This window comes from Arthrobacter sp. AQ5-05 (assembly GCF_003287975.1).
Lineage (GTDB): Bacteria > Actinomycetota > Actinomycetes > Actinomycetales > Micrococcaceae > Paeniglutamicibacter.
In genome coordinates, this window is record NZ_QMKQ01000017.1 from 70,120 (window position 1) to 89,704 (window position 19,585).

A 19,585-nucleotide genomic window follows, 5' to 3' on the forward strand; every position below is an offset into this window, starting at 1 on the left:
CATTGCCGAAATGAAGCCGGGATGCAGTGTATTGGAAAGCTGTTCTGGGGTCGTTAACACGGGGTGTTCAGTATCGCGGACACAAAGTCCTTTCAGGGCACAGCGCCCTGGCGTCAAGGCCAGCGCTAAATCGCACAATGAACCATGGAATCTTTGCGCAAGTGTCGGATCAGGATGATATGACTTGAATGTATAGTTCAGGGTCAGCGGAGAAGTGACTATGATTCTGATGATTGTTTGTTCTTTGTAAAGTTTCGATCAAAAGACTTACAGAAGTTCAAATCATTTTAAACAGTGCCTGGGGAGAAGAGACTAGCGATGACTGCATACAGCTTTGGGAACAAATGGATGGGAATCATCGCACTCAAGGATCCACCGTCCGCAATTCCAGAGCCACTACACAAGATGGCCATACGGCTTCGGATTCAAGCTCTGGACATTCGCATCACGCTTGACCCCAACGTTGAAGTTTCGATAGCCAAGGCACTCGAATTACTTGGACGAATCCGGCACCGTCACGTCCTCTGTGAGGACTGGACGCGTGTCGATGAATGTCAAAGAGTCGAGTCAGCACTTCGTACAAACGGCAAAACAGACATACGCCGGGGGTTGAGACGGGAATTATCTCGAGAGCTTCGCATTGAGCAGTCACGGAATTCTGGTTCAAAAAATGGCACTCTGGAAGACCAAAGTACGTCTGACAAATCTACCGCGAACAGCCATTCTGGAGTCATCCCCACGCTATGGAGCGAAAGTGTGCCGCTTGCACCACTACATCCAGCACTCCCGTCGATTTCGTCTCGACTCGCAATCTGTGTTCAAAGCTTAGGCATCCAACTTGACGAAAATTCCACGACCTGGCTCAGGTGGGCTTCAATGCACAGCTCGTACCACTTTGAGCACATGCGGGAGAAAGCGCCCGTTGGAGTGGAAGTGCTAGGTATGCTTGAGCGTCTAGGCCAGGCTTGGCTCAAGGTCGGGATAATGGAGGACTTGCGAGCTCGTGATGGTGATTTCGGGACGAGCGCAAAAGTATCAGCGGCCCTTCAAGCAATATCTTCCCTATCCAAAGAGCTGGGATCCTGGATATCAAGTCTCGAGTGTGCCCAGCTTGGACGAGGAGAAATTGTAGAAGCTGAGGGCGAAAGAAGAAGTCGGGCCGTTGAAGTCATCGGCGCTCAAATCGTTGGGGCGCTCTGTTTACTTTCTGGCTCTTACGCTCCAGCTGTTTCAGTTGTTTCAAAGACTTCGGCGCAGATTTCGTTACCTATTGATTGGAAGACACAGCTACAGATCGCCTTGAAACGAACACCAACATACGTTGAGGATCGAAGTGGCCCGGACCATGCTGTTGAATTTGTGTCCACAGTCTCTGACGGAAAAGTGCAGTCATTGGGCCGCGGCGGCTCACGGCGCGCCGCACAACAGGACGCATCAAAGAATTTTCTTGCTGAGCATCTTCCGGATGCCTTGAATCTCAACAGCAAGCGGGAACCTGAGATGAGGCCGAAGCCATATGGGGTAGTGAGCAAAAGGCATTCTAATTGTGCGCGATTGATGGCTGGAAAGTTCGAGCTTTCGTCAGAGGCTCTTATGTCACAAAGCTTGACGCACAGTTCATGGGTGTATGAAAACAAGGCAGCTGTGAGAAACGCTGGACAGCGGGACTATGGCGTTTTGGCAGCCGAAGGATCGGCTGTTGTCGCAGCCTTGGCCTATCACCAATTTACGGTTGCTGCTCTAGGGCGTTCCCTAGATGTTTCGAAGGATCTTGCCCGGATGCCGGAGATTCAGGAAGAAGCGATGGGACAACTGGCCGACGCTCTAAGTCTGCAGGAGGGAATCCTGCTTGGTCGAGGAGCCACAATGAGTACCAAGATCAAAAGTGACGTTGCACAGGCGATTATTGCAACTGCGTGGCGTGAACAGCCCGACAAGCTAACGAAACAACAACCGCCAGCCGTGCGTTCTTGGATGATGTCACTCAGTAATGACTTGGGGCCATCGACTCAGCTAGACAGGTATTGCGCTCCGTTGAATCTGCAGTGCCACATAACCTATGAGCAGCGTGGAGAGGATCATTCGAGTGAGTATCGAGCAACGTATGTATTCAATGTTGCAACTAGCCCAAGCTGGACAGGGCCATGGCAAACAAGCCAGCGTAAGGCTAGAACGAGCGCAGCCGCTCAAATTGTAGAATTGCTGATCGCGCAAGGTAGTGGAGTGCCTGCCGATTTGGATGCCGCTGAACAGTCCATACTTGGTGTCTTCTTGACGGCAGAAATCAACGCTGCCGAAATCTTGAATTCGAACCCAGCTCGGGAGCTTGCTACTCGCCGCCTCGGAATCGATTCCTTGGCCAGTGGTTCGATCAGCGCCTTCGCATCTTGGGCCCAAGGCCGAGAACGATTTGTGCGACCCGAGGGTGCCGTAAGTAGCCAGTTGCGGTGTTACTACGCCGATGTCCTCGTCCGGCTCCGGCGTAATGCGCTTGCCGAATGGATCAGGCGGGGACCTCAAATCGTAACGGTGCCGCATAATGAAATAGGAACCGGTAACCCAGCAACCTTTGATATGGGGGAAGCCCAACGGTTGTCCTTGCTTTCGGACATCCTTGCCAGAGTTGATTCCGAGCAGAACTCGATTGCCTCGGTTATTTCCACTTGGCCCGATACGAGCGAAGCGGCGAACATCACGGATATTGTGAAAGGTCTGGATGTACTGATGATCCCGGGAGGCAGGATTGTCACGGGGTTCATGATTAATCAAGCTGAAGCGATAGCTCGAGCCACCCAAAAACCCTTGGAAGTTTCATTTCAGGCTAATGCGCCAGACATGGTCGACCTCCTACTTAGAATTAACGGCGTAGATATCAGTAGCACTCTAGAAGATTCTCTGGCAGTCGCCGTGGCCATGATTCCCAGTATTGAGTGGCGCCCCACAGAAAATGCTGTTGTTTTGACCATCCCAACGATTCCCGTTGGCGCTGGAGAAATATTGAATGTAGGACTGGCCGCAATAGAAGATTCCCTTAGTGATCCGTGGCTTGCAAACTTGAAGGGTGACCTGGATGCCCTCTTACATCACGGGACAGCAGCCATCGAGTCACTTGAAACCATGAAATCGGAGCATGCTTCATTGCGGGCATCATTGTCGCTGATGCGTTGATCATCGGCCTTGCATATTCAATCATCTGCGTGGATGCCATCTTCGTTTATTCCGCTTGAAGGTCTACCGGTCTCGGAGCCTAGAGACATGTGCAGACCACGCGCGGAACATACCGAAGTAGAACCCGTGATGGCGACGTCGAAGGTCGCTGAATCACCCAACACCTCCGCTTGCCGGTTGGCGGCAGTACTCCCAGACGTTCGCGCGAACATCCGGAAGCACTGCCGGTTTCACGGATCCTACGCAGTTTTGCGGGGAACACCTTGGTGGAACCAACGACGACGTGCCGTCCTACCGGTTGCTCAGCCTTCCGAAGCCGGACCGAGCGCTCGCGAGATCCCGCGCACCGCGGTTTGCAGGGCCATCACAGCGGCCGGCAGCAGGTCCGAGCCGCGCGGGACCACCACCGCCAACACGGCCAGTGCGTGGCCGCGGGCATCGAGGATCGGTGCCGCGGCACCGGTCGATTCCGGGTCGATGAGCCCGTCGAATGTTGCGTACCCGGTGCGCCGGATCTCGGCCAGTTCGTGGCGCAGCTTCGGGTGCCGGGCCACCATGGCCTCGCCGTGCCGTTCCAGGTAGCCCTCCAGCACGCTGGCGGGGGAATAGGCCAGCAGCGCCATGCCCATCGAGGTCAGGTGCACCGGCATGCGCCCTGCCACGTTGGCCTGGTTGACCACCGAGCCCGGGCGGGAGAGCCGCTCGATGACCAGCACGTCGTCCTCGTGTAGCACCGCCAGCTGGGTGTTCTGCCCCACCAGCTGGTTGATGTCCTCCATGAAGGGCAACGCGGCCTGGCGCAGATCCAGGGTCGAGGCGCTGCGGTTGGCCAGTTCCCACAGGCGCAGGCCCAGGCGCACCTGGCCGTCGGCGTCGCGTGCCAAAAGCCCGTGGGAAACCATCTCATCGAGCAGCCGGTAGGTGGTGGCCCGGGGAACATCGGCGCGCCTGGAAAGGGCATTGACCGTCAAGGTGGGGTTTTGCGCGTCAAAGGCATCAAGGATCCGCACCAGGCGGTCAAGCATCGAGTCCCCGCTCGGTGAATTGGCCATGGTTCCAACTGTAGGCCAGTCGGTCACGGCGGGGTTGCCCGATGCCGCCGCGTAACTGCACCGAAGACTGGCCATTGAGCTCGAAATGTGGGCAAGGTTTCCCTGAAAATGCTTCCGGAACCCCCACGGCAGAGCCTGCCGTGGGAAACCAGCCGCAACCGGCAACATCGGTCTCACCTATGCGGATCCTTGAGTTGAACAGCAGCTGTCGGCTCGTGGTCGGGTCGCGGGGGTCCTTGGCCGAATCAGCAGAGGGGAAGCGCGCAATCCGGGGAAGGAACAGCCCGAACGCATGGTGGAACACAGCCGCTACGGGGTCAGCGAGCGGCGCTAGGACCCGGTTGCCGCGGAATACCGTCCCCCGATCACCAGCACGGAACCGAGCAAGGGCCCGGCCGAGCTCATCGAGTATCCGGGTCCCAAGGTCAACTGGGCGGGTCTTCGTCATTTCCGCGGTGGCCATCCTCGCCCTTCCCTGTGGGCGATCCTCGTCCCGGACAACGCGGCTGCATCCATGCGGACCGCGGTCAGCTGGATCTCTACGAACCTGGGCTGGTTCTATGTCGTCACGGTGACCCTGGTGGTGCTTTTGGTCCTGGGGGGGCCGCGTTCTCCAAGGATTGCAGCGTCCGGCTGGGCCCGGACCGTTCGCTCCCGCAATACAACCCCTTCACCTGGGTCGCGATGCTCTTTGCCGCCGGGGTTGGGATCGAAATGCTTTTCCACTCCGTGACGGGGGCCCATCATCCGATTCATCACCCCGCTGGCGGCGGATCCCGAATCGGCTGCCGCGGCCCAGGACGCGGTGGTGGGGGCGATGTTCCACTACGGCTCTGCCGGCCGGTCCATGTATGCGCTGCTGGGCCCGGCCATGGGATGTTTCGCCTACCGCTGGGGCATGGTCCCGCAGGTTCGCAAAGAGCCCGATGAGGAAGAAAAAACAACCAGTGGCGCGGCATCGCCCCGGGGACCCGTGTTCAGGCCCGTGTGGCGTCGCCCGGGCCCGCACCTGCCCGGGCGCGGTGCCTGCGTACCGCCGCCCGGTTGGCACAGCGCACCGAGCAATAACTCTGGCGGCCATTGCGGGTGACATCGATGACCACCTTGGTGCAGGGATCCCCGGGCGCATCCCCCGCGGCACAGCGGCCCATGCGGTGCATGCCGCGGGTGGACAGGTGCAGGGAGGTGCCGACACCGAAGACCGCGCGCAAAACGTGGGGCAGGGTCTGGTTGGCATCGCGGTAGTGCAGGTGCCAGCCCTCGCCGTTGTGGTCAACGAGCCGCGGGTATGCCGCGGCTGCGGCCATCTGCTCGTTGAGCAGGCTGGCCCGTTCCTGGGGGTCGGTGGCATCCACGACACGCAGCCAGTCCGCTACGACACATCGGGTCATCTCGTAGTCGCCGGCCGCGGGGGTGAAATCCATGGTCATGCCGAATTCACGCGCCCGGCCGATGACGCCGTCCCGGTCCGCGGGCGGGTCGTTGGCCAGCGACGCCGCCAGCAGGACCGCATATTCTCCGTAAGGGTTGAGGTGCATAAGGCCATTACAGCATAGTGGTCGGTATGATGCCCACCCACGCTGCCGCAACCCTTCCCCATAGCCGCCCGGCGCCCGTCCATGAGCACGCCTGGCTGGCCGAATCCACCCACAACACCTCCGAAGGTACGGTGGTGTACGTGCGCTGCGCGGCCGGTTGCGGCGCCCGCCGCGTCGACCTCCAGGGCCCCGCCAACGTCCCCGCGAGCGCGGTGAGCAAGGTGGTGGGCCGGTAGCGGTCGGCCCCGGCGGGGTCGCCCGCGGCCTCGGGAAAGCCGAGGTGCATCCCTTGAAGGCCGGCACCCTTGGTGATAAAGTTCATTTAGTGAACGACAGTTCGCAATGCGAACATTTTAGATCAGGAAGCCGGGACCACACATCATGCAGCAGGCGTACCTCTACGACGCGATCCGCACCCCCTTCGGCAAGATCGGCGGAAGCCTATCCGCCCACCGCCCCGACGACCTGGCCGCGCACGTGGTACGCGAACTCGTCGCCCGCGCACCGCAGCTGGATCCGGCCTCCATCGACGAATCGATTTTCGGCAACGCCAACGGCGCCGGCGAGGAAAACCGCAACGTCGCCCGCATGGCCACGCTGCTTGCCGGCCTGCCCACCTCCCTTCCTGGAACCACCATGAACCGCCTCTGTGGTTCTTCGCTGGACGCTGCCATCGCCGCCTCCCGGCAGATCAACACCGAGGATGCCGATTTGGTGCTGGTCGGTGGCGTCGAATCCATGAGCCGCGCCCCGTGGGTGCTTCCCAAGACCGAGCGCCCCTTCCCGATGGCCAATCTTGAACTGGCCAACACCACCCTGGGCTGGCGCCTGGTGAACCCGGCCATGAACAAGGAATGGACCGTCTCCCTGGGCGAGGCCACGGAGCAGCTGCGCGAAAAGTACGAGATCACCCGCGAGGACCAGGACGAATTCGCCGCACTGTCGCACAAGCTCGCATCCCGGGCCTGGGCCGACGGCAAGTACAACAACCTCGTGGTCGCGGTTCCCCCGGCCAACAAGCGCGGCACCGAGGTGACCATGGACGAGACCATCCGCCCCGGTTCCACCGCCGAGACCCTGGCGGGCCTGCGCCCGGTCTTCCGCGATGCCGCCACCGGAACCGTCACCGCGGGCAATGCCTCGCCGATGTCCGACGGCGCCTCGGCCGCCTTCATCGGCTCCGAGCGCGGCGGCGATCTGCTGGGCGCGGCGCCGCTGGCCCGCATCGCGTCCCGTGCCTCCTCTGCCCTGGACCCGCAGTACTTCGGCTTCGCCCCGGTCGAGGCCGCCAACAAGGCGCTGGCCAAGGCCGGGATCTCCTGGTCGGATGTTGCCGCGGTCGAGCTCAACGAGGCCTTCGCCGCCCAGTCGCTGGCCTGCATCCGCGCCTGGGACATCCACCCGGCAATCGTCAACGCCTGGGGCGGCGCACTGTCCATTGGCCACCCGCTGGGCGCCTCCGGCCTGCGCATCCTGGGCACCCTGGCCCGCCGCCTGCAGGAGAACAACCAGCGCTGGGGCGTCGCGGCGATCTGCATCGGCGTCGGCCAGGGACTGGCCGTCGTCCTGGAAAACCCGAGCGCAACCGCCTAAGCACCCTCGGGGGAATCGCCCCCCGTCCCCCTGACCGCAAGACTTAAGGAGAGAACCACCGATGGCACCACGCATTGCCACCACGGCCGCAGAAGCCGTGGCCAACATCCACGACTCGTCCACCATCCTGATCGGCGGCTTCGGCAACGCCGGCCAGCCCATGGAACTGATCGACGCACTCATGGATTGCGGCGCGACGGACCTGACCGTGATCAACAACAACGCCGGGCAGGCCGACGCCGGCCTGGCGCTGCTGATCAAGGAACGACGCGTCTCCAAGATCATCTGCTCCTTCCCGCGCCAGTCCGACTCCTGGCACTTCGATGAGGCCTACCGCGCCGGGGAGATCGAGCTGGAACTGGTCCCGCAGGGCAACCTGGCCGAGCGCATCCGCGCCGCCGGCGCCGGCATCGGCGGGTTCTTCACCCCCACCGGCTACGGCACGTTGCTGGCCGAGGGCAAGGAAACCCGCGTCATTGACGGCAAGGGCTACGTGCTGGAAAGCCCCCTCCATGCCGACTTCGCCCTGATCAAGGCCTTCAAGGCCGACACCCATGGCAACCTGGTCTACCGCAAGACCGCGCGGAACTTCGGCCCCATCATGGCCTCGGCGGCCAAGTCCGCGATCGTCCAGGTGGATGAGATCGTCGAAACCGGAAAGCTTGACCCGGAGGTCGTGGTGACCCCGGGAATCTACGTCAACACCCTTGTGGCACTGGGAGGCAACAACTCATGAGCACCGAAACCAGCACCTTCACCACCACCGACGCGGCACTGACCCGCGACGAAATGGCCCGATTGGTCGCCGCCGACATCCCGGCGGGCGCCTTCGTGAACCTGGGCATCGGCCAGCCGACCAATGTCTCCAACTTCCTCACCGGGGAACAGGGCGTCACCCTGCACACCGAGAACGGCATGCTGGGCATGGGCCCGGTGGCCACCGGCGATGACATCGACGAGGACCTGATCAACGCCGGCAAGGTCCCGGTCACCGAGCTGCCCGGCGCCAGCTACTTCCACCACGCCGACTCGTTCGCGATGATGCGCGGAGGGCACCTGGATGTCTGCGTGCTCGGGGCCTTCCAGGTCTCCGGGGCAGGCGACCTGGCCAACTGGCACACCGGCGCCCCGGGCGCCATCCCCGCCGTGGGCGGGGCCATGGACCTGGCCATCGGCGCCAAGTCAACCTGGGTCATGATGGGCCTGTTCACCAAGACCGGCGAGTCCAAGCTGGTTCAGGCGCTCACCTACCCGGTCACCGGGCTGGGCTGCGTCTCGCGCATCTACACCGAATCGGCCATCTTCGAGCTGGCCGCCGGCACCGTGACCGTGCGCTCCACCCACGGGATTTCCTTCGAGGAACTCGTCGAACGCCTGCCGGTCGAGTTGGTCCGCGCGGCATAGGCAGTAGATTTGTGGGTGCGGCACCTGGCATTCGCGTCGGGCGCCGCTCCCGCGGCCCGCGCACCCCCACGCGCGGGCACGGTCATGTGTCGGCATAACCCATAGGAGCAAGAACAGATGAGCCAGGAAACCGGCACCCCGACCACGGGCGGATCCAACTCGGTCCAGTCCCTGGCCCGCGGCCTGGATGTCATTTGCGCCTTCGACGCCGAGCACCCCTCGATGACCCTGAGCGAGGTCGCCAAGCGCGTGGACCTCTCCCGCGCCACCGCCCGCCGCTTCCTGCTCACCCTGCAGGAACTGGGCTACGTGCGCTCGGACGGCAAGTTCTTCGAACTCACCTCCAAGGTCCTGCAGCTGGGCTACTCCTACCTTTCCAGCGCCACCCTGCCCCAGCTCATGGAACCGGTGCTCGAGGAACTCTCCTCGCAGGTCCACGAGTCGGCCTCCGCCTCGGTGCTCGAGGGCACCCAGATCCTCTACATTGCCCGCGTGCACACCCGCTCGATCATGCGGGTGGGGATCTCGGTGGGCACCAGGTTCCCGGCCGCCAACACCTCCATGGGCCGGGTGCTGCTGGCCCACCAGGCGCCCGGGGTGCTCGACAAGCTGCTGGAAGCGGGTATCGAATCGCGCACCGGGCTCGGGATTGGCACGGTTGCCGACCTGCGCGCGGAACTTGAAAGGGTCCGCGAACAGGGCTACGCGATCGTGGACCAGGAACTGGAGATCGGGCTGCGCTCGGTCGCCGTCCCGGTGTTCAGCCCCGACGGCAGCATTGCCGCTGCCATGAACGTGTCCATGAGCGTGGGCCCGCAGTCGCACACCGGCGCGCCGGAAGCCGCCGATGCGGTGCTTCCGGCGTTGAAGAAGGCCGCGGCGCAGGTCCAGGCCGCGCTGGCCGCGAGCCGCTAGATCACGTGTTGAACATCTATTCATCCAAATGTTCAACATGTGCATTGGGCATGATCGGGGCTGCTTGATGTCGGGCCAAATGTTCAAAATTTGCGGGGCACCGTCAACATTTGGGATTCCGGCCTCTGGAAGACCTTAATGCGGGGTTCACCTCCCCGTGGCCGCGGCGTGGTCCGGGGAGGGCACCGTGGTGGGTGTCCGTCCCCGACACCAAAGGATTCCCCCTCATGAAGTTTCGCACCCTCGCCCTTGGAACCCTGGCCGCCTGCACGATCGCCGGGCTGGCAAGCCCGGCCGTCGCCGCGCCGACGACCACCGATTCCGATCGGGCACCGATCCTGGTTGGCCACCGCGGAGCCGCCGGCGTCGCACCGGAGAACACCCTGGCCGCCATCAAGGCCGGCAGCCAGTCGGGTGCCGATTTCGTCGAAATCGACGTGCAGCTGTCCAGCGACGGCGTCCCGTTCATCTTCCACGACGACACCCCGGCCCGCACCACCAACGTCGCCGAGGTATTCCCCGACCGCGGCAAGGACCCGATCACCTCGTTCAGCTGGAGTGAATTGCAGCGGCTCGACGCCGGATCCTACTTCTCAACCGACTTCGCCGGCGAGAAGATCCCGCACTTCGACGCGGTCGCCGAGACGCTGACCGGAAACACCGGGGTGTTCATCGAGATCAAGTCCCCGGCCAAATCCCCGGGTGTTGAGCAGATCGTGGCCGAGGCACTGGCCAACGACCCCGAGTGGAGGAAGCTGGAGCAGCGCGGCAAGATCGAGGTCCTGGGCTTCGACGCCGCGTCCAACAAGCGCTTCGCCGAGCTGGCTCCGGAGGTTCCCCTGCAGCAGCTGACCGGCAGCGTGCCAAGCGCTTCGGTCCTGGCCGACTACGCGATCTACGCCGATTCCTTCGGCACCAGCTACCGTACCCTTGACGCGGCGGGAGCAGCGCGGGTCAAGGACGCAGGGCTGGGCCTCGGTGTCTACACCGTGAACTCCACGCGGGCCGCGGATGCCGCCCTGGAATTGGGCGTCGAGCGCATCACCGGCGACTTCCCGCAGCAGCTCGACCGCCACCTGGACGGCAAGAAGGTGTTCCCGTCCAACAACGGGATCGTCATCTCCGACGCGGTCAACGACGTGCCCGGCAACGACCTGCAGCCGGAAACCGGCGAGCACGTCGTGCTGGCCAACACGGGCAACCGCACCATCGACGTCAGCGGCTACGTGCTGCGCGACGCCGCCAACAACATCCTGCGCATCGGCGAGGGATTCAAGCTCACGCCGGGCGCCGAGCTGAGGGTGTTCTCGGGCCCGGGAACCAACGGCGCCGAGGCGTTCTACCTGGGCGGCGATGTCGCAGTCCTGAACAACGGCGGCGACGCGCTGGGCCTCTGGGACGCCAAGGGCCGTCTCCTGGATACCTTCGCCAACTGACCCCGTCCGGTGGCTTCCCGAGCTGCCCAAGGACGGCAGTGCCCGCCCCCATCGCCCAACGGGTGGGCACTGCTTTCGGCGTTACAGCTCGCGCGCATCGCGGCGGATCGGATGGTCCGCGGGGACCTGCACCAGCACGATCTTCGTGCCGTCCGGGTCCCGGATCCATCCCTCGACCAGTCCCCACGGCTCGGTCCGCGCCTCCCGCGCGATCGCGACTCCGCACCCGGAAAGATGCAGGAGCTCGGCCTGCACGTCCCGGACCTGCAGCCACAACACCAGCGAGGATGGTTCACCGGCGTTGCGGCTGCCGGCCACCTCCAGCAGCCCGTTGCCCAGGAAGAACACCACGCCGCGGTGCTCGCCGGCGCCGAACTCGCGGGCGATGGCCAACCCCAGCACGTCGCGGTAGAACGCCTGGATCTCGGGCAGGTTCACGGGCCGCAGCAGCACCCGGCTTGAGAGGATCTCCATGGCCCCAATCTACCGGCCGGATCGTTGGCTAGCGCCAGCTGACCTCGTTGGCCAGGGCTTGGCCCTCGGCCACGTAGCCGGCCATCTCCCCGGCCGGGACCATGGAGCCGCCGGTGGCCCAGACGATGTGGGTGGCGTGGGCCATGGCCGCGTCGTCGAGCCCGAACGCGGTGCGGTAGGCCTCGTTGGACAGCATCGTCCACGGACCGGCAAAGCCGGCCGCGGCGGAGGGCTCCAGGTCGATGCCCTCGGTGTCGTGGAGCAGTCCCTGGAAGGCCTTCATGCGCTCGTCGGTGACGGTCACGTAGCCGTCGATCAGCTGCTGCAGGTGCTCGCCCACCAGGCGCGAGGGGCGGCCCACGGCCAGGCCGTCGGCGGCGGTGAGTCCGTCCAGGCCGATGTCCGCCACGGAAATGGCATCGTGCAGCCCGGTGCGCACACCCAGGGACATGCAGGGGGCGTGGGTTGGTTCGACGAAGATGCAGTGCACCGCGTCCCCGAACGCTTCCTTGAGCCCGAAGGTCACACCGCCCGGTCCGCCGCCGACCCCGCAGGGCAGGTGCACGATCAGCGGGTGGCGCTCATCGACGGTGATCTCCAGCGAAGCCAGCTGTCCGGCCAGGCGCGCACCTGCCGCCGAGTACCCGGCGAACAGGCTCAGCGAGGCCTCGTCGTCGACGAACCACACGCTGGGGTCTTCCTCGGCGGTGCGGCGGCCGGCTTCCACGGCGTCGGAGAAGTTGCCCGCGTGCTCCACGACGGTGACCCCGCGCGAGCGCAGCAGCTCCTTCTTCCAGGCGCGTGCGTCCATCGACATGTGCACGGTGGTCTTGAAGCCCAGCTCGGAGGCGACGATCCCGATCGACAGGCCCAGGTTGCCGGTGGAGCCCACGGCGATGCCGTGCGCCGAGAGCACTTCCCGGGCCCGGGGGGTCATCAGCACGCGGGCGTCATCGGTCTCGGCCATCAGTCCGGCCTCGGTGGCGATCCGTTCGGCGACCTGCAGGACCTCGTGGATCCCGCCACGGGCCTTGATGGACCCGCTGACCGGAAGGGAATCGTCGCGCTTGAGCCAGAGCTTGCCCGGCAGCTCGGTGCCGAAGCGGGCGGAAAGTTCGGCCTGCATCGCCGGGATGCCGACCAGCGGGGATTCCAGGATGCCGTGGGTGGGGCGGGTGTCTTCGAAGCGTTCGGCGAACCACGGGGCGAAGCGGCGGAAGCGCACCCGGGCATCTGCCACAATGGCCGGGTCAATGCCAGACTGTTCGATCCCCGCAGCACTTGGCGTTGGCCGTTCGCTGAACCACGCGGTTTCCTCGGCCCGGGCAAGGGCTGCCACCACGGGATCGACGAGCAGCTGCTCGAGGTCGGGAATCTGGGTCATCGTGGCGGCTCTCTTCACGGTTGGGAGTGTGTTCAGCTTCCCAATGTAGGGCACCGAGGTGCTACCGGCGAGTCCGGTGGCCGCCGCCGGACATCGGGTATCGGCCGGCGATGCCGCCTTCATTTCGTGCGTTGTCACCCCGGATGGCAGAGGCCGTGCTTCGGCCACGCGGAATCCCTTGACGCGTCCCGGCCCGAAGCCAACCAAGTGAGGACCACAGGCAAGGAGGAAGCGAGCATGAAGACCAACGAACAGCCCGTACCCAGGGGCATCACCGTTGAGCTGTTGGCCACTGTCGACCTCGGCCCGGAAATCGAAGGAATGGCCGGGCGCCAACTTCGAATGCGAAAGGTGACCATCGAACCCGGAGGCGTCTTCGGGCCCGTTCACGACCATGTCGGCAGGCCAGACGTCGTCAACATCCTGCAGGGAACGATCACCGACCATCGGGATGGAGTCGCCACGGACCATGGGCAGGGCGTGGGCTGGCCCGAGGACAGCAGCACCACACACCGGCTTGAGAACAGGGGCACGATTCCGGCGGTGGAGATCTCCGTCGACATCGTCAACGCGCAGGAGTAGGCCCGGTCCGGTTTCACCCCAAGGCATCTTGGGCCGCGGCAACCTGCCCGGCTGCAGGCCGCGGCCTTGTGCCAAGGCGTGCCCGGCAGGCCGGTCCCCGGGGAAGACCCGGCCGCTTCAAGGACGCCCGGAACCAGTTCACGCGGTTCCGCCGTCGGGACCCGGCCGTTTTCCGGCACACGCAACCGGTGCCCGTCATGCCCGGGTTCCTGACAGATCTGCCGGGCCCGGACGTATTACCGGTCCCGCTGGTAGACGTCCGGGATTCCGTCCCCGTCCGCGTCGGTGTCCTCTCCGGCCCGCAGTTTCCTGTACTGCCGGTTCCGGCTGCCCAGCAGGATCGAGGCGAGGACGGCGGCGAGGACCGACGCGGCCAGGATCGCGACCTTGGCGTGGTCGTTGGCCGGGCTGCCGAGCCCGAAGCTGAGCTCGGCCACGAGCAGCGAGACGGTGAATCCGATGCCTGCCAGCAGGCTCACGCCCAGCAGGTCCACCCACTTGAGCTCCGGGTCCAAGGTGGCCTTGGTGAATTTGGAGGTCAGCCACGTGGCGCCAAGGATTCCCAGGGGTTTTCCGAGCACGAGGGCGACGACGATGCCGATGGCCACGGGATCGGTCAGTGCCGAGCGCAGGCCCTGGAGCCCGCCCACGGCGACGCCGGCGGAGAAGAACGCGAAGACCGGCACGGCGAATCCGGCCGAGAGGGGGCGGAAGCGGTGCTCGAAGACCTCGGCAAGGCCGGGTCCCGTGGTGTGTTTTCCGTGCTTGGTGCTGTGCAGCACCGGGATGGTGAAGGCCAGGGCAACCCCGGCTACCGTGGCGTGGATCCCGGAGGCATGCAGCAGCGCCCAGGCAACAAAGCCGATGGGCAGCAGGATGAACCAGGCCGCCGAGGGGTGCAGCCCGAAGAATTGCCGGTACCTCTGCGCCAAGAACGCATAGAGCGCCAGCGGGACCAGGGTGAGCAGCAGGGCCGTCGTATTGATCTCACTGGTGTAGAAGACAGCGATGATGCTGATGGCCATGAGGTCATCGACCACCGCGAGGGTGAGCAGGAAGATGCGCAGCGGCGTGGGCAGGTGCGATCCGATGACCGCCAGGACAGCCACGGCAAAGGCGATGTCGGTGGCGGTGGGGATGGCCCATCCCGCGATGGTCGCGGGGCTTGACCAGTTGATGGCCGCGTAGATCAGGGCCGGGACGGCGACGCCGCCCACTGCGGCGGCCACCGGGACCATGGCCTTGCTGATCCGGCGCAGGTCCCCGGCAACGATTTCCCGTTTGAGTTCCAGCCCGACCAGAAAGAAGAAGACCGCCAGCAGGCCGTCCGCGGCCCAGGCGCCCAGGCTCAGTTCCAAATGCCAGGGTTCGTAGCCGATCTTGAGATCGCGCAGGGCGAAGTAGCTCTCGGAGGCCGGTGAGTTGGCCCAGACCAGGGCGATGGCGGCGGCCATGACCAACAGGGCTCCGCCGACTGTTTCCTTGCGCAGGATGGCCCCGATGCGCAGGGCCTCGGGGTAGCTGCCGCGGCCGATCAGGAGGCGTTTGGGTGGTGGCTTTGTGCCCATGGGGTGGGGTCCTTAAAGTGGGTTCGACAATAAACATTGCCGACCAGACTTCCCGGCGCACCTGGTTTCAACCCTACGGCATGTGGCTGGTGCCCCGCACCGAGCCTCCCGGCCATTCGTTCGCGCATTTTCAGGCGTGCGGTGTTCAGCCCGATGATCTCGACGTGTTTTTCGTGCCGGCGGTACTTTTGGGTGCTGGCATCCAACGCCGCAATCGTGGAAGCGTCCCACAGGTGCGAGGCGTGCAGGTCGATGACGACCCGGTCCGGGTCCAAGGCGTATTCGAAGCACCGGATCGGCGACCTCGCCAGCGCGGCCACAATCATCATCGGCAAGGCGGCCAAGCGTGTCGTCGGTGCGTGCCTGTTCGCCTGGGGATGCGCGGAACTCGCGAACGTATCAATTCTGGCAATGAAAGACGGAGAAACGACCAGGGAACTCAAGTCCATGACGCCCACTTATCCGCCTCTCTGGCCTGTCCTGGGATCAATGCGCTGAGGCCGGAGCCAACGAGGTGATACAGGGTCCAACTGCGCCTGGGGTCCGGCATCCAGCTGACTGCACGAGTCAGCCGGCAGCCAGGCACCCACCGAAACCACCTTCGCGAAAACCCAAAGCTCTTGAGACGTGCGCCGCACCGCCATCTGTCAATCGACCCCTGGTAAAGCCGCGGTGCGTCGGATGCCTCGCCAAGCCGTCGTTCCGCAAGGGCACGCGGCACTTGGCAACCCCGCACACTGCACCATCACCGGAGTCCGTGGCCGTGTGCCAAGGCGATGGCTTCGGCACGTGAAGCGACGCCGATTTTCTTGAAGATGTTCCTCACATGGAACTTGACCGTATTTTCACTGATGAGCAATTTCGAGGCGATGGCCCGGTTGCGTTCCCCGGCTACAAGGTGCTGGAGAACTTCAAGTTCCCGGGGGGCGAGATTCCAACCGGCAACGTCCCCCGCCAGGGGCGCGGGGGGCGCCAGGGGGAGCGTGACGACTACATCTGCACCCCAGCCAGGCATGACGTCCATCTGCAGTTGCCCGGTCAGCGCCTGGACGCGGCGATCCAAACGAATGATGCTCGGATCGTCGGCAGCCAGTGTGCCGTCGCCGTCATCCCGCACATTGATCAGCAGGTTTTCCCCATCGCAATCCCATTGCGTGCGGACCTTGGTAATGCTGGGTTGCTCCATCATCGCCAGCAAGAGTCCGCGGACGATGGCCCGTGCCGCGTGGGCGACTTCTCCGGGAAGGGCCCTTCCCGTTAGCGGCGGTTCAATGAATTCCACTTTTACGCCGCTGAAGCGCGTCAACGGACGCAGGTCATCCCGGAGGCGTTCGAAGGCGGTCGCAACCGGCTCTTCCACCATGTCTGTCGTGCGGTCGTTAAGGGTCCGGAGACCGACCAAGGCCTTGACGGTGAGATCGGTGACGGTTGAGCGGGCAGCTGCATCATCCAAGGAAGACGACCTCAGGGCCGCCAAGTGCGTCTCCAACGTCGTGGAGTGCAAATCGGTTAGTTCCGCGGTCACCCGGGTACGTTCAGCCGAGGAGGCCCGAGACTCCAGCAGGTACGACGGCGGTGCATCGGCGACTTTCTCTTGTATGCGACGGGCAGCAATGCGCCACAGATACACCAACACGTCCAGCCCCAAGTCGTGCCCTGAATCGGACGGGCGGGGATCCGTAAGCACGAGAAGGGCACCACCGGGAGAGGTGTTCAGGGCAAGCACGGGACGGGGGCGGCCGGCGAGCTCGGCTTCGCCGAACCACGGCGTCTCATCCGGCAGGACGGAACGAAGTGCATCCAGCTCTGCAATGGAGACCCGGGAAACGATTTCCACATCGCCGGCCTTCTTTTGTGGTCGTCCCGTGCAGTCTTCGGTGAAAATGACCAGCGCACTGCTTGCGCAGTAGGGGAGTGCAGCGTCGCGCAGGCGCCCCGCTATCTCGGACAGGGGGGCGTCGGCCAATGCCGCCACGTTTTGCAGGAGCGGCCACGGCAGGTCTGGAGGGTGCATGGTGGATCCTTTTCAGGGACTGGTTGATGGTTCCGCCAAGATGTCCTTTGCCGGGAGTTGAAACGCGAACCTATCCTAAAGTGTAGTTACAGCTATCAGTAAACAGCGTTACCCCTACCCCTTTATTCCGAGACGATGGATACCAAGCAGGAAACATCCATGCGGCCGCCGACGGCCAAAGTCCGAATCGGAGGGAAGAGACCGTGCATCAAACACCCAACTCGATGTTCACTGCGCACACCCGCGGAGATGAACTTCGCCTCAACCTGGCCCTTGTGACGGACGAAATCTCTGGAACCATGGCCGAAGTCGACGGCCAGAAGGTGGCCGGCGTGGCCAGCCAGCTCGGCCGGGGCCGCCGGGTGTTCGTTGCCGGTGCGGGCCGGAGCGGCCTGGTCCTGCGGATGACCGCCATGAGGCTGATGCACCTGGGAATGACCGTCCATGTGGCCGGAGACACGACTACTCCTTCGATCAATTCAGGTGATCTGCTCCTGGTGGCTTCGGGATCCGGTACGACGCCGGGAGTGGTCAAATCGGCGGAAACAGCCCAGAAGGTTGGTGCGCACGTGGCGGCATTCACCACCAACCCGGATTCGCCGCTCGCCGGATTCGCCGATTCGCTGGTAATCATTCCCGCCGCCCAGAAGTCCGACCACGGCTCCACTATTTCCCGCCAGTACTCGGGATCCCTCTTTGAACAGGTGCTTTTCCTTCTCACCGAGGCGATCTTCCAGTCCCTGTGGGACAACACCGACGAACCTGCCGAACAGCTTTGGCTCAGGCACGCCAACCTCGAATAGTCCAGGTCTTCATTCTCGGACGCACCGCAGTTCCCTACAGAAAGAAGCAACATCATGAAACTCCAAGTAGCCATGGACCTGCTCACGGTTGAAGACGCTCTCCTACTGGCCGCCCAGGTCGCCGAGTACGTAGACATCATCGAACTCGGCACCCCCTTGATCAAGGCCGCAGGGCTCTCCGCCGTTACCGCAATCAAGGCGGCCCACCCGGAGAAGATTGTCTTCGCCGACATGAAGACCATGGACGCTGGAGAACTTGAGGCCGACATTGCCTTCAAGGCAGGTGCCGACCTGGTCTCGATACTCGGAAGCGCAGACGACTCCACCATCGCCGGGGGCGTCAAGGCGGCCAGGGCACACAACAAGGGCATCGTGGTGGACCTCATTGGCGTGGCAGACAAGGTCACCCGGGCCAAGGAAGCCCGTGCCCTGGGAGCCAAATTCGTGGAATTCCATGCCGGCCTGGACGAGCAGGCCAAACCCGGTCACGACTTGAGTGGTCTGCTCAAGGCAGGAAAAGATGCCCGTGTCCCGTTCTCCGTTGCCGGCGGCGTGAGCCTGAGCACCATCGAAGCAGTTCAGCTTGCCGGCGCAGATGTCGCCGTGGTCGGCGGCTCTATCTACAGCGCAGCCGATCCGGCACTGGCAGCCAAGAAACTGCGGGCAGCGATCTCCTAGCCCAATACTTGGCCATGGCCTCCCGTAGCCTTGGTGGACCGCGGTGTAGGCCAACTTCGGGATCGGGTTCCAGCGGTTGCTGGAACGCCCCGACGGCAAATGCAATCCCAGAATCAGTAAGAAACAGTGGCTATGCTTCCGCATGCCGCGCATGAATGGAGTGACATGTCACAAAAGGTCCAGGCCGTCATTGTCCGTGCCAAGGACGCCCCCGTCGAGACGGTGACCATCATGGTTCCGGACCCGGGTCCGGGCGAGGCCGTGGTGGACATCCTCACCTGCGGCGTCTGCCACACCGACCTGCATTACAAGCTCGGCGGGATCGGCAACGACTACCCGTACCTGCTGGGGCACGAGGCCACCGGCGTGGTCTCGAAGATCGGCGACGGCGTGGCCAACGTCGCGGTCGGCGACCACGTGATCCTGAACTGGCGCGCGGTCTGCGGGCAGTGCCGCGCCTGCGCCAAGGGCCAGGCCCAGTACTGCTTCAACACCGCCAACGCCACCCGGAAGATGACCCTGGAGGACGGCACCGAGCTCTCCCCCGCCCTGGGCATCGGCGCGTTCGCCGAAAAGACCCTGGTCGCCGCCGGCCAGTGCACCAAGGTCGATGAGGATGTCGACGCCGCGGCCGTGGGCCTGCTCGGCTGCGGCGTGATGGCCGGCATCGGTGCGGCCATCAACACCGGCGAGGTCAAGCGCGGGGAGTCCGTGGCGGTGATCGGCTGCGGCGGGGTCGGCATTGCCGCGATCGCCGGGGCGAAGCTGGCCGGGGCCACCACCATCGTGGCCGTGGACATCGACGAGGACAAGCTGGCCATGGCCAGGAAGATGGGTGCCACGCACACGGTGAACTCCAAGACCAATGATGCGGTCGAGGGCATCAAGTCCCACACCGGTGGCTTCGGCGCCGATGTGGTCATCGAGGCCGTGGGCCGCCCGGAAACCTACAAGCAGGCGTTCTACGCCCGCGACC

The 19,585-nt window shown here is 64.0% G+C and carries 19 protein-coding genes; 12 read left to right on the top strand and 7 right to left on the bottom strand.

Annotated elements, in window-relative coordinates; translation table 11 throughout:
- Window positions 1-318: 318 nt before the first annotated feature.
- Window positions 319-3,168 carry a putative dsRNA-binding protein gene (locus DQ353_RS21345; protein WP_146755259.1) on the top strand — a complete coding sequence of 950 codons (2,850 nt, stop codon included), beginning with the start codon at window positions 319-321 and terminating at the stop codon, window positions 3,166-3,168.
- 302 nt (window positions 3,169-3,470) lie between these two features.
- Here DQ353_RS21345 and DQ353_RS14540 read toward each other — a convergent pair whose 3' ends face one another.
- The gene (locus DQ353_RS14540) at window positions 3,471-4,220 is read right to left on the bottom strand and encodes an IclR family transcriptional regulator (RefSeq protein WP_113763474.1); all 750 of its coding nucleotides are present in this window, start codon (window positions 4,218-4,220) and stop codon (window positions 3,471-3,473) included.
- A gap of 477 nt (window positions 4,221-4,697) precedes the next feature.
- On the opposite strand from DQ353_RS14540, the gene DQ353_RS22750 reads away from it, so the two are divergent.
- On the top strand, window positions 4,698-5,150 hold the full coding sequence (locus DQ353_RS22750) for a BCCT family transporter (protein WP_502696405.1): 453 nt from the start codon (window positions 4,698-4,700) through the stop codon (window positions 5,148-5,150).
- A 47-nt stretch (window positions 5,151-5,197) separates the two neighbouring features.
- On the opposite strand, the gene DQ353_RS14550 is transcribed toward DQ353_RS22750, so the two are convergent.
- Window positions 5,198-5,758 carry a CGNR zinc finger domain-containing protein gene (locus tag DQ353_RS14550; protein WP_113763476.1) on the bottom strand — a complete coding sequence of 187 codons (561 nt, stop codon included), beginning with the start codon at window positions 5,756-5,758 and terminating at the stop codon, window positions 5,198-5,200.
- A 26-nt stretch (window positions 5,759-5,784) separates the two neighbouring features.
- On the opposite strand from DQ353_RS14550, the gene DQ353_RS14555 reads away from it, so the two are divergent.
- The 6 genes from DQ353_RS14555 to DQ353_RS14580 all read left to right on the top strand — a co-directional run bounded on the left by DQ353_RS14555 (window position 5,785) and on the right by DQ353_RS14580 (window position 11,106).
- On the top strand, window positions 5,785-5,994 hold the full coding sequence (locus DQ353_RS14555; RefSeq protein ID WP_113763478.1) for a hypothetical protein: 210 nt from the start codon (window positions 5,785-5,787) through the stop codon (window positions 5,992-5,994).
- A 145-nt stretch (window positions 5,995-6,139) separates the two neighbouring features.
- Entirely contained in the window at window positions 6,140-7,351 is a 1,212-nt protein-coding gene (locus DQ353_RS14560; protein ID WP_113763480.1) for a thiolase family protein, read from the top strand.
- 61 nt (window positions 7,352-7,412) lie between these two features.
- Entirely contained in the window at window positions 7,413-8,087 is a 675-nt protein-coding gene (locus tag DQ353_RS14565) for a 3-oxoacid CoA-transferase subunit A (RefSeq protein WP_113763481.1), read from the top strand.
- A complete protein-coding gene (locus tag DQ353_RS14570) occupies window positions 8,084-8,755 on the top strand; it encodes a 3-oxoacid CoA-transferase subunit B (RefSeq protein WP_113763483.1) in 672 nt (223 codons plus the stop codon). Before DQ353_RS14565 ends, DQ353_RS14570 begins: the two co-directional genes overlap by 4 nt.
- 117 nt (window positions 8,756-8,872) lie before the next feature.
- Complete coding sequence (locus tag DQ353_RS14575; RefSeq protein WP_113763485.1) at window positions 8,873-9,670, top strand: IclR family transcriptional regulator domain-containing protein; 798 nt, start codon at window positions 8,873-8,875, stop codon at window positions 9,668-9,670.
- A gap of 227 nt (window positions 9,671-9,897) precedes the next feature.
- Window positions 9,898-11,106: a glycerophosphodiester phosphodiesterase family protein gene (locus DQ353_RS14580; protein WP_113763487.1), complete on the top strand. Its 1,209-nt coding sequence runs from the start codon at window positions 9,898-9,900 to the stop codon at window positions 11,104-11,106.
- A gap of 81 nt (window positions 11,107-11,187) precedes the next feature.
- Here DQ353_RS14580 and DQ353_RS14585 read toward each other — a convergent pair whose 3' ends face one another.
- Window positions 11,188-11,580: a VOC family protein gene (locus tag DQ353_RS14585; protein ID WP_113763489.1), complete on the bottom strand. Its 393-nt coding sequence runs from the start codon at window positions 11,578-11,580 to the stop codon at window positions 11,188-11,190.
- 28 nt (window positions 11,581-11,608) lie between these two features.
- Window positions 11,609-12,964 carry a D-serine ammonia-lyase gene (dsdA, locus tag DQ353_RS14590; RefSeq protein ID WP_113763491.1) on the bottom strand — a complete coding sequence of 452 codons (1,356 nt, stop codon included), beginning with the start codon at window positions 12,962-12,964 and terminating at the stop codon, window positions 11,609-11,611.
- A 237-nt stretch (window positions 12,965-13,201) separates the two neighbouring features.
- On the opposite strand from dsdA, the gene DQ353_RS14595 reads away from it, so the two are divergent.
- Complete coding sequence (locus tag DQ353_RS14595) at window positions 13,202-13,546, top strand: cupin domain-containing protein (protein ID WP_113763493.1); 345 nt, start codon at window positions 13,202-13,204, stop codon at window positions 13,544-13,546.
- Window positions 13,547-13,782: 236 nt separating this feature from the next.
- On the opposite strand, the gene nhaA is transcribed toward DQ353_RS14595, so the two are convergent.
- The 3 genes from nhaA to DQ353_RS14610 all read right to left on the bottom strand — a co-directional run bounded on the left by nhaA (window position 13,783) and on the right by DQ353_RS14610 (window position 17,128).
- Window positions 13,783-15,114 (bottom strand): Na+/H+ antiporter NhaA, encoded by a 1,332-nt coding sequence (nhaA, locus tag DQ353_RS14600; protein WP_113763495.1) that lies wholly within the window; start codon window positions 15,112-15,114, stop codon window positions 13,783-13,785.
- On the bottom strand, window positions 15,081-15,563 hold the full coding sequence (locus DQ353_RS22755; RefSeq protein ID WP_502696406.1) for a hypothetical protein: 483 nt from the start codon (window positions 15,561-15,563) through the stop codon (window positions 15,081-15,083). The genes nhaA and DQ353_RS22755 overlap by 34 nt, the downstream gene beginning before the upstream one ends.
- Before the next feature lie 296 nt (window positions 15,564-15,859).
- The gene (locus DQ353_RS14610) at window positions 15,860-17,128 is read right to left on the bottom strand and encodes a LuxR family transcriptional regulator (RefSeq protein WP_113763497.1); all 1,269 of its coding nucleotides are present in this window, start codon (window positions 17,126-17,128) and stop codon (window positions 15,860-15,862) included.
- A 224-nt stretch (window positions 17,129-17,352) separates the two neighbouring features.
- Between DQ353_RS14610 and hxlB the strand changes: the two genes are divergently transcribed.
- From hxlB to DQ353_RS14625, 3 genes are all read left to right on the top strand, one after another.
- Window positions 17,353-17,931: a 6-phospho-3-hexuloisomerase gene (hxlB, locus tag DQ353_RS14615; RefSeq protein WP_113763499.1), complete on the top strand. Its 579-nt coding sequence runs from the start codon at window positions 17,353-17,355 to the stop codon at window positions 17,929-17,931.
- Between the two features lie 54 nt (window positions 17,932-17,985).
- Complete coding sequence (hxlA, locus tag DQ353_RS14620) at window positions 17,986-18,609, top strand: 3-hexulose-6-phosphate synthase (protein ID WP_113763501.1); 624 nt, start codon at window positions 17,986-17,988, stop codon at window positions 18,607-18,609.
- 165 nt (window positions 18,610-18,774) lie between these two features.
- On the top strand, window positions 18,775-19,585 hold an 811-nt coding region (locus DQ353_RS14625; RefSeq protein WP_113763508.1), incomplete at its 3' end, for an alcohol dehydrogenase catalytic domain-containing protein.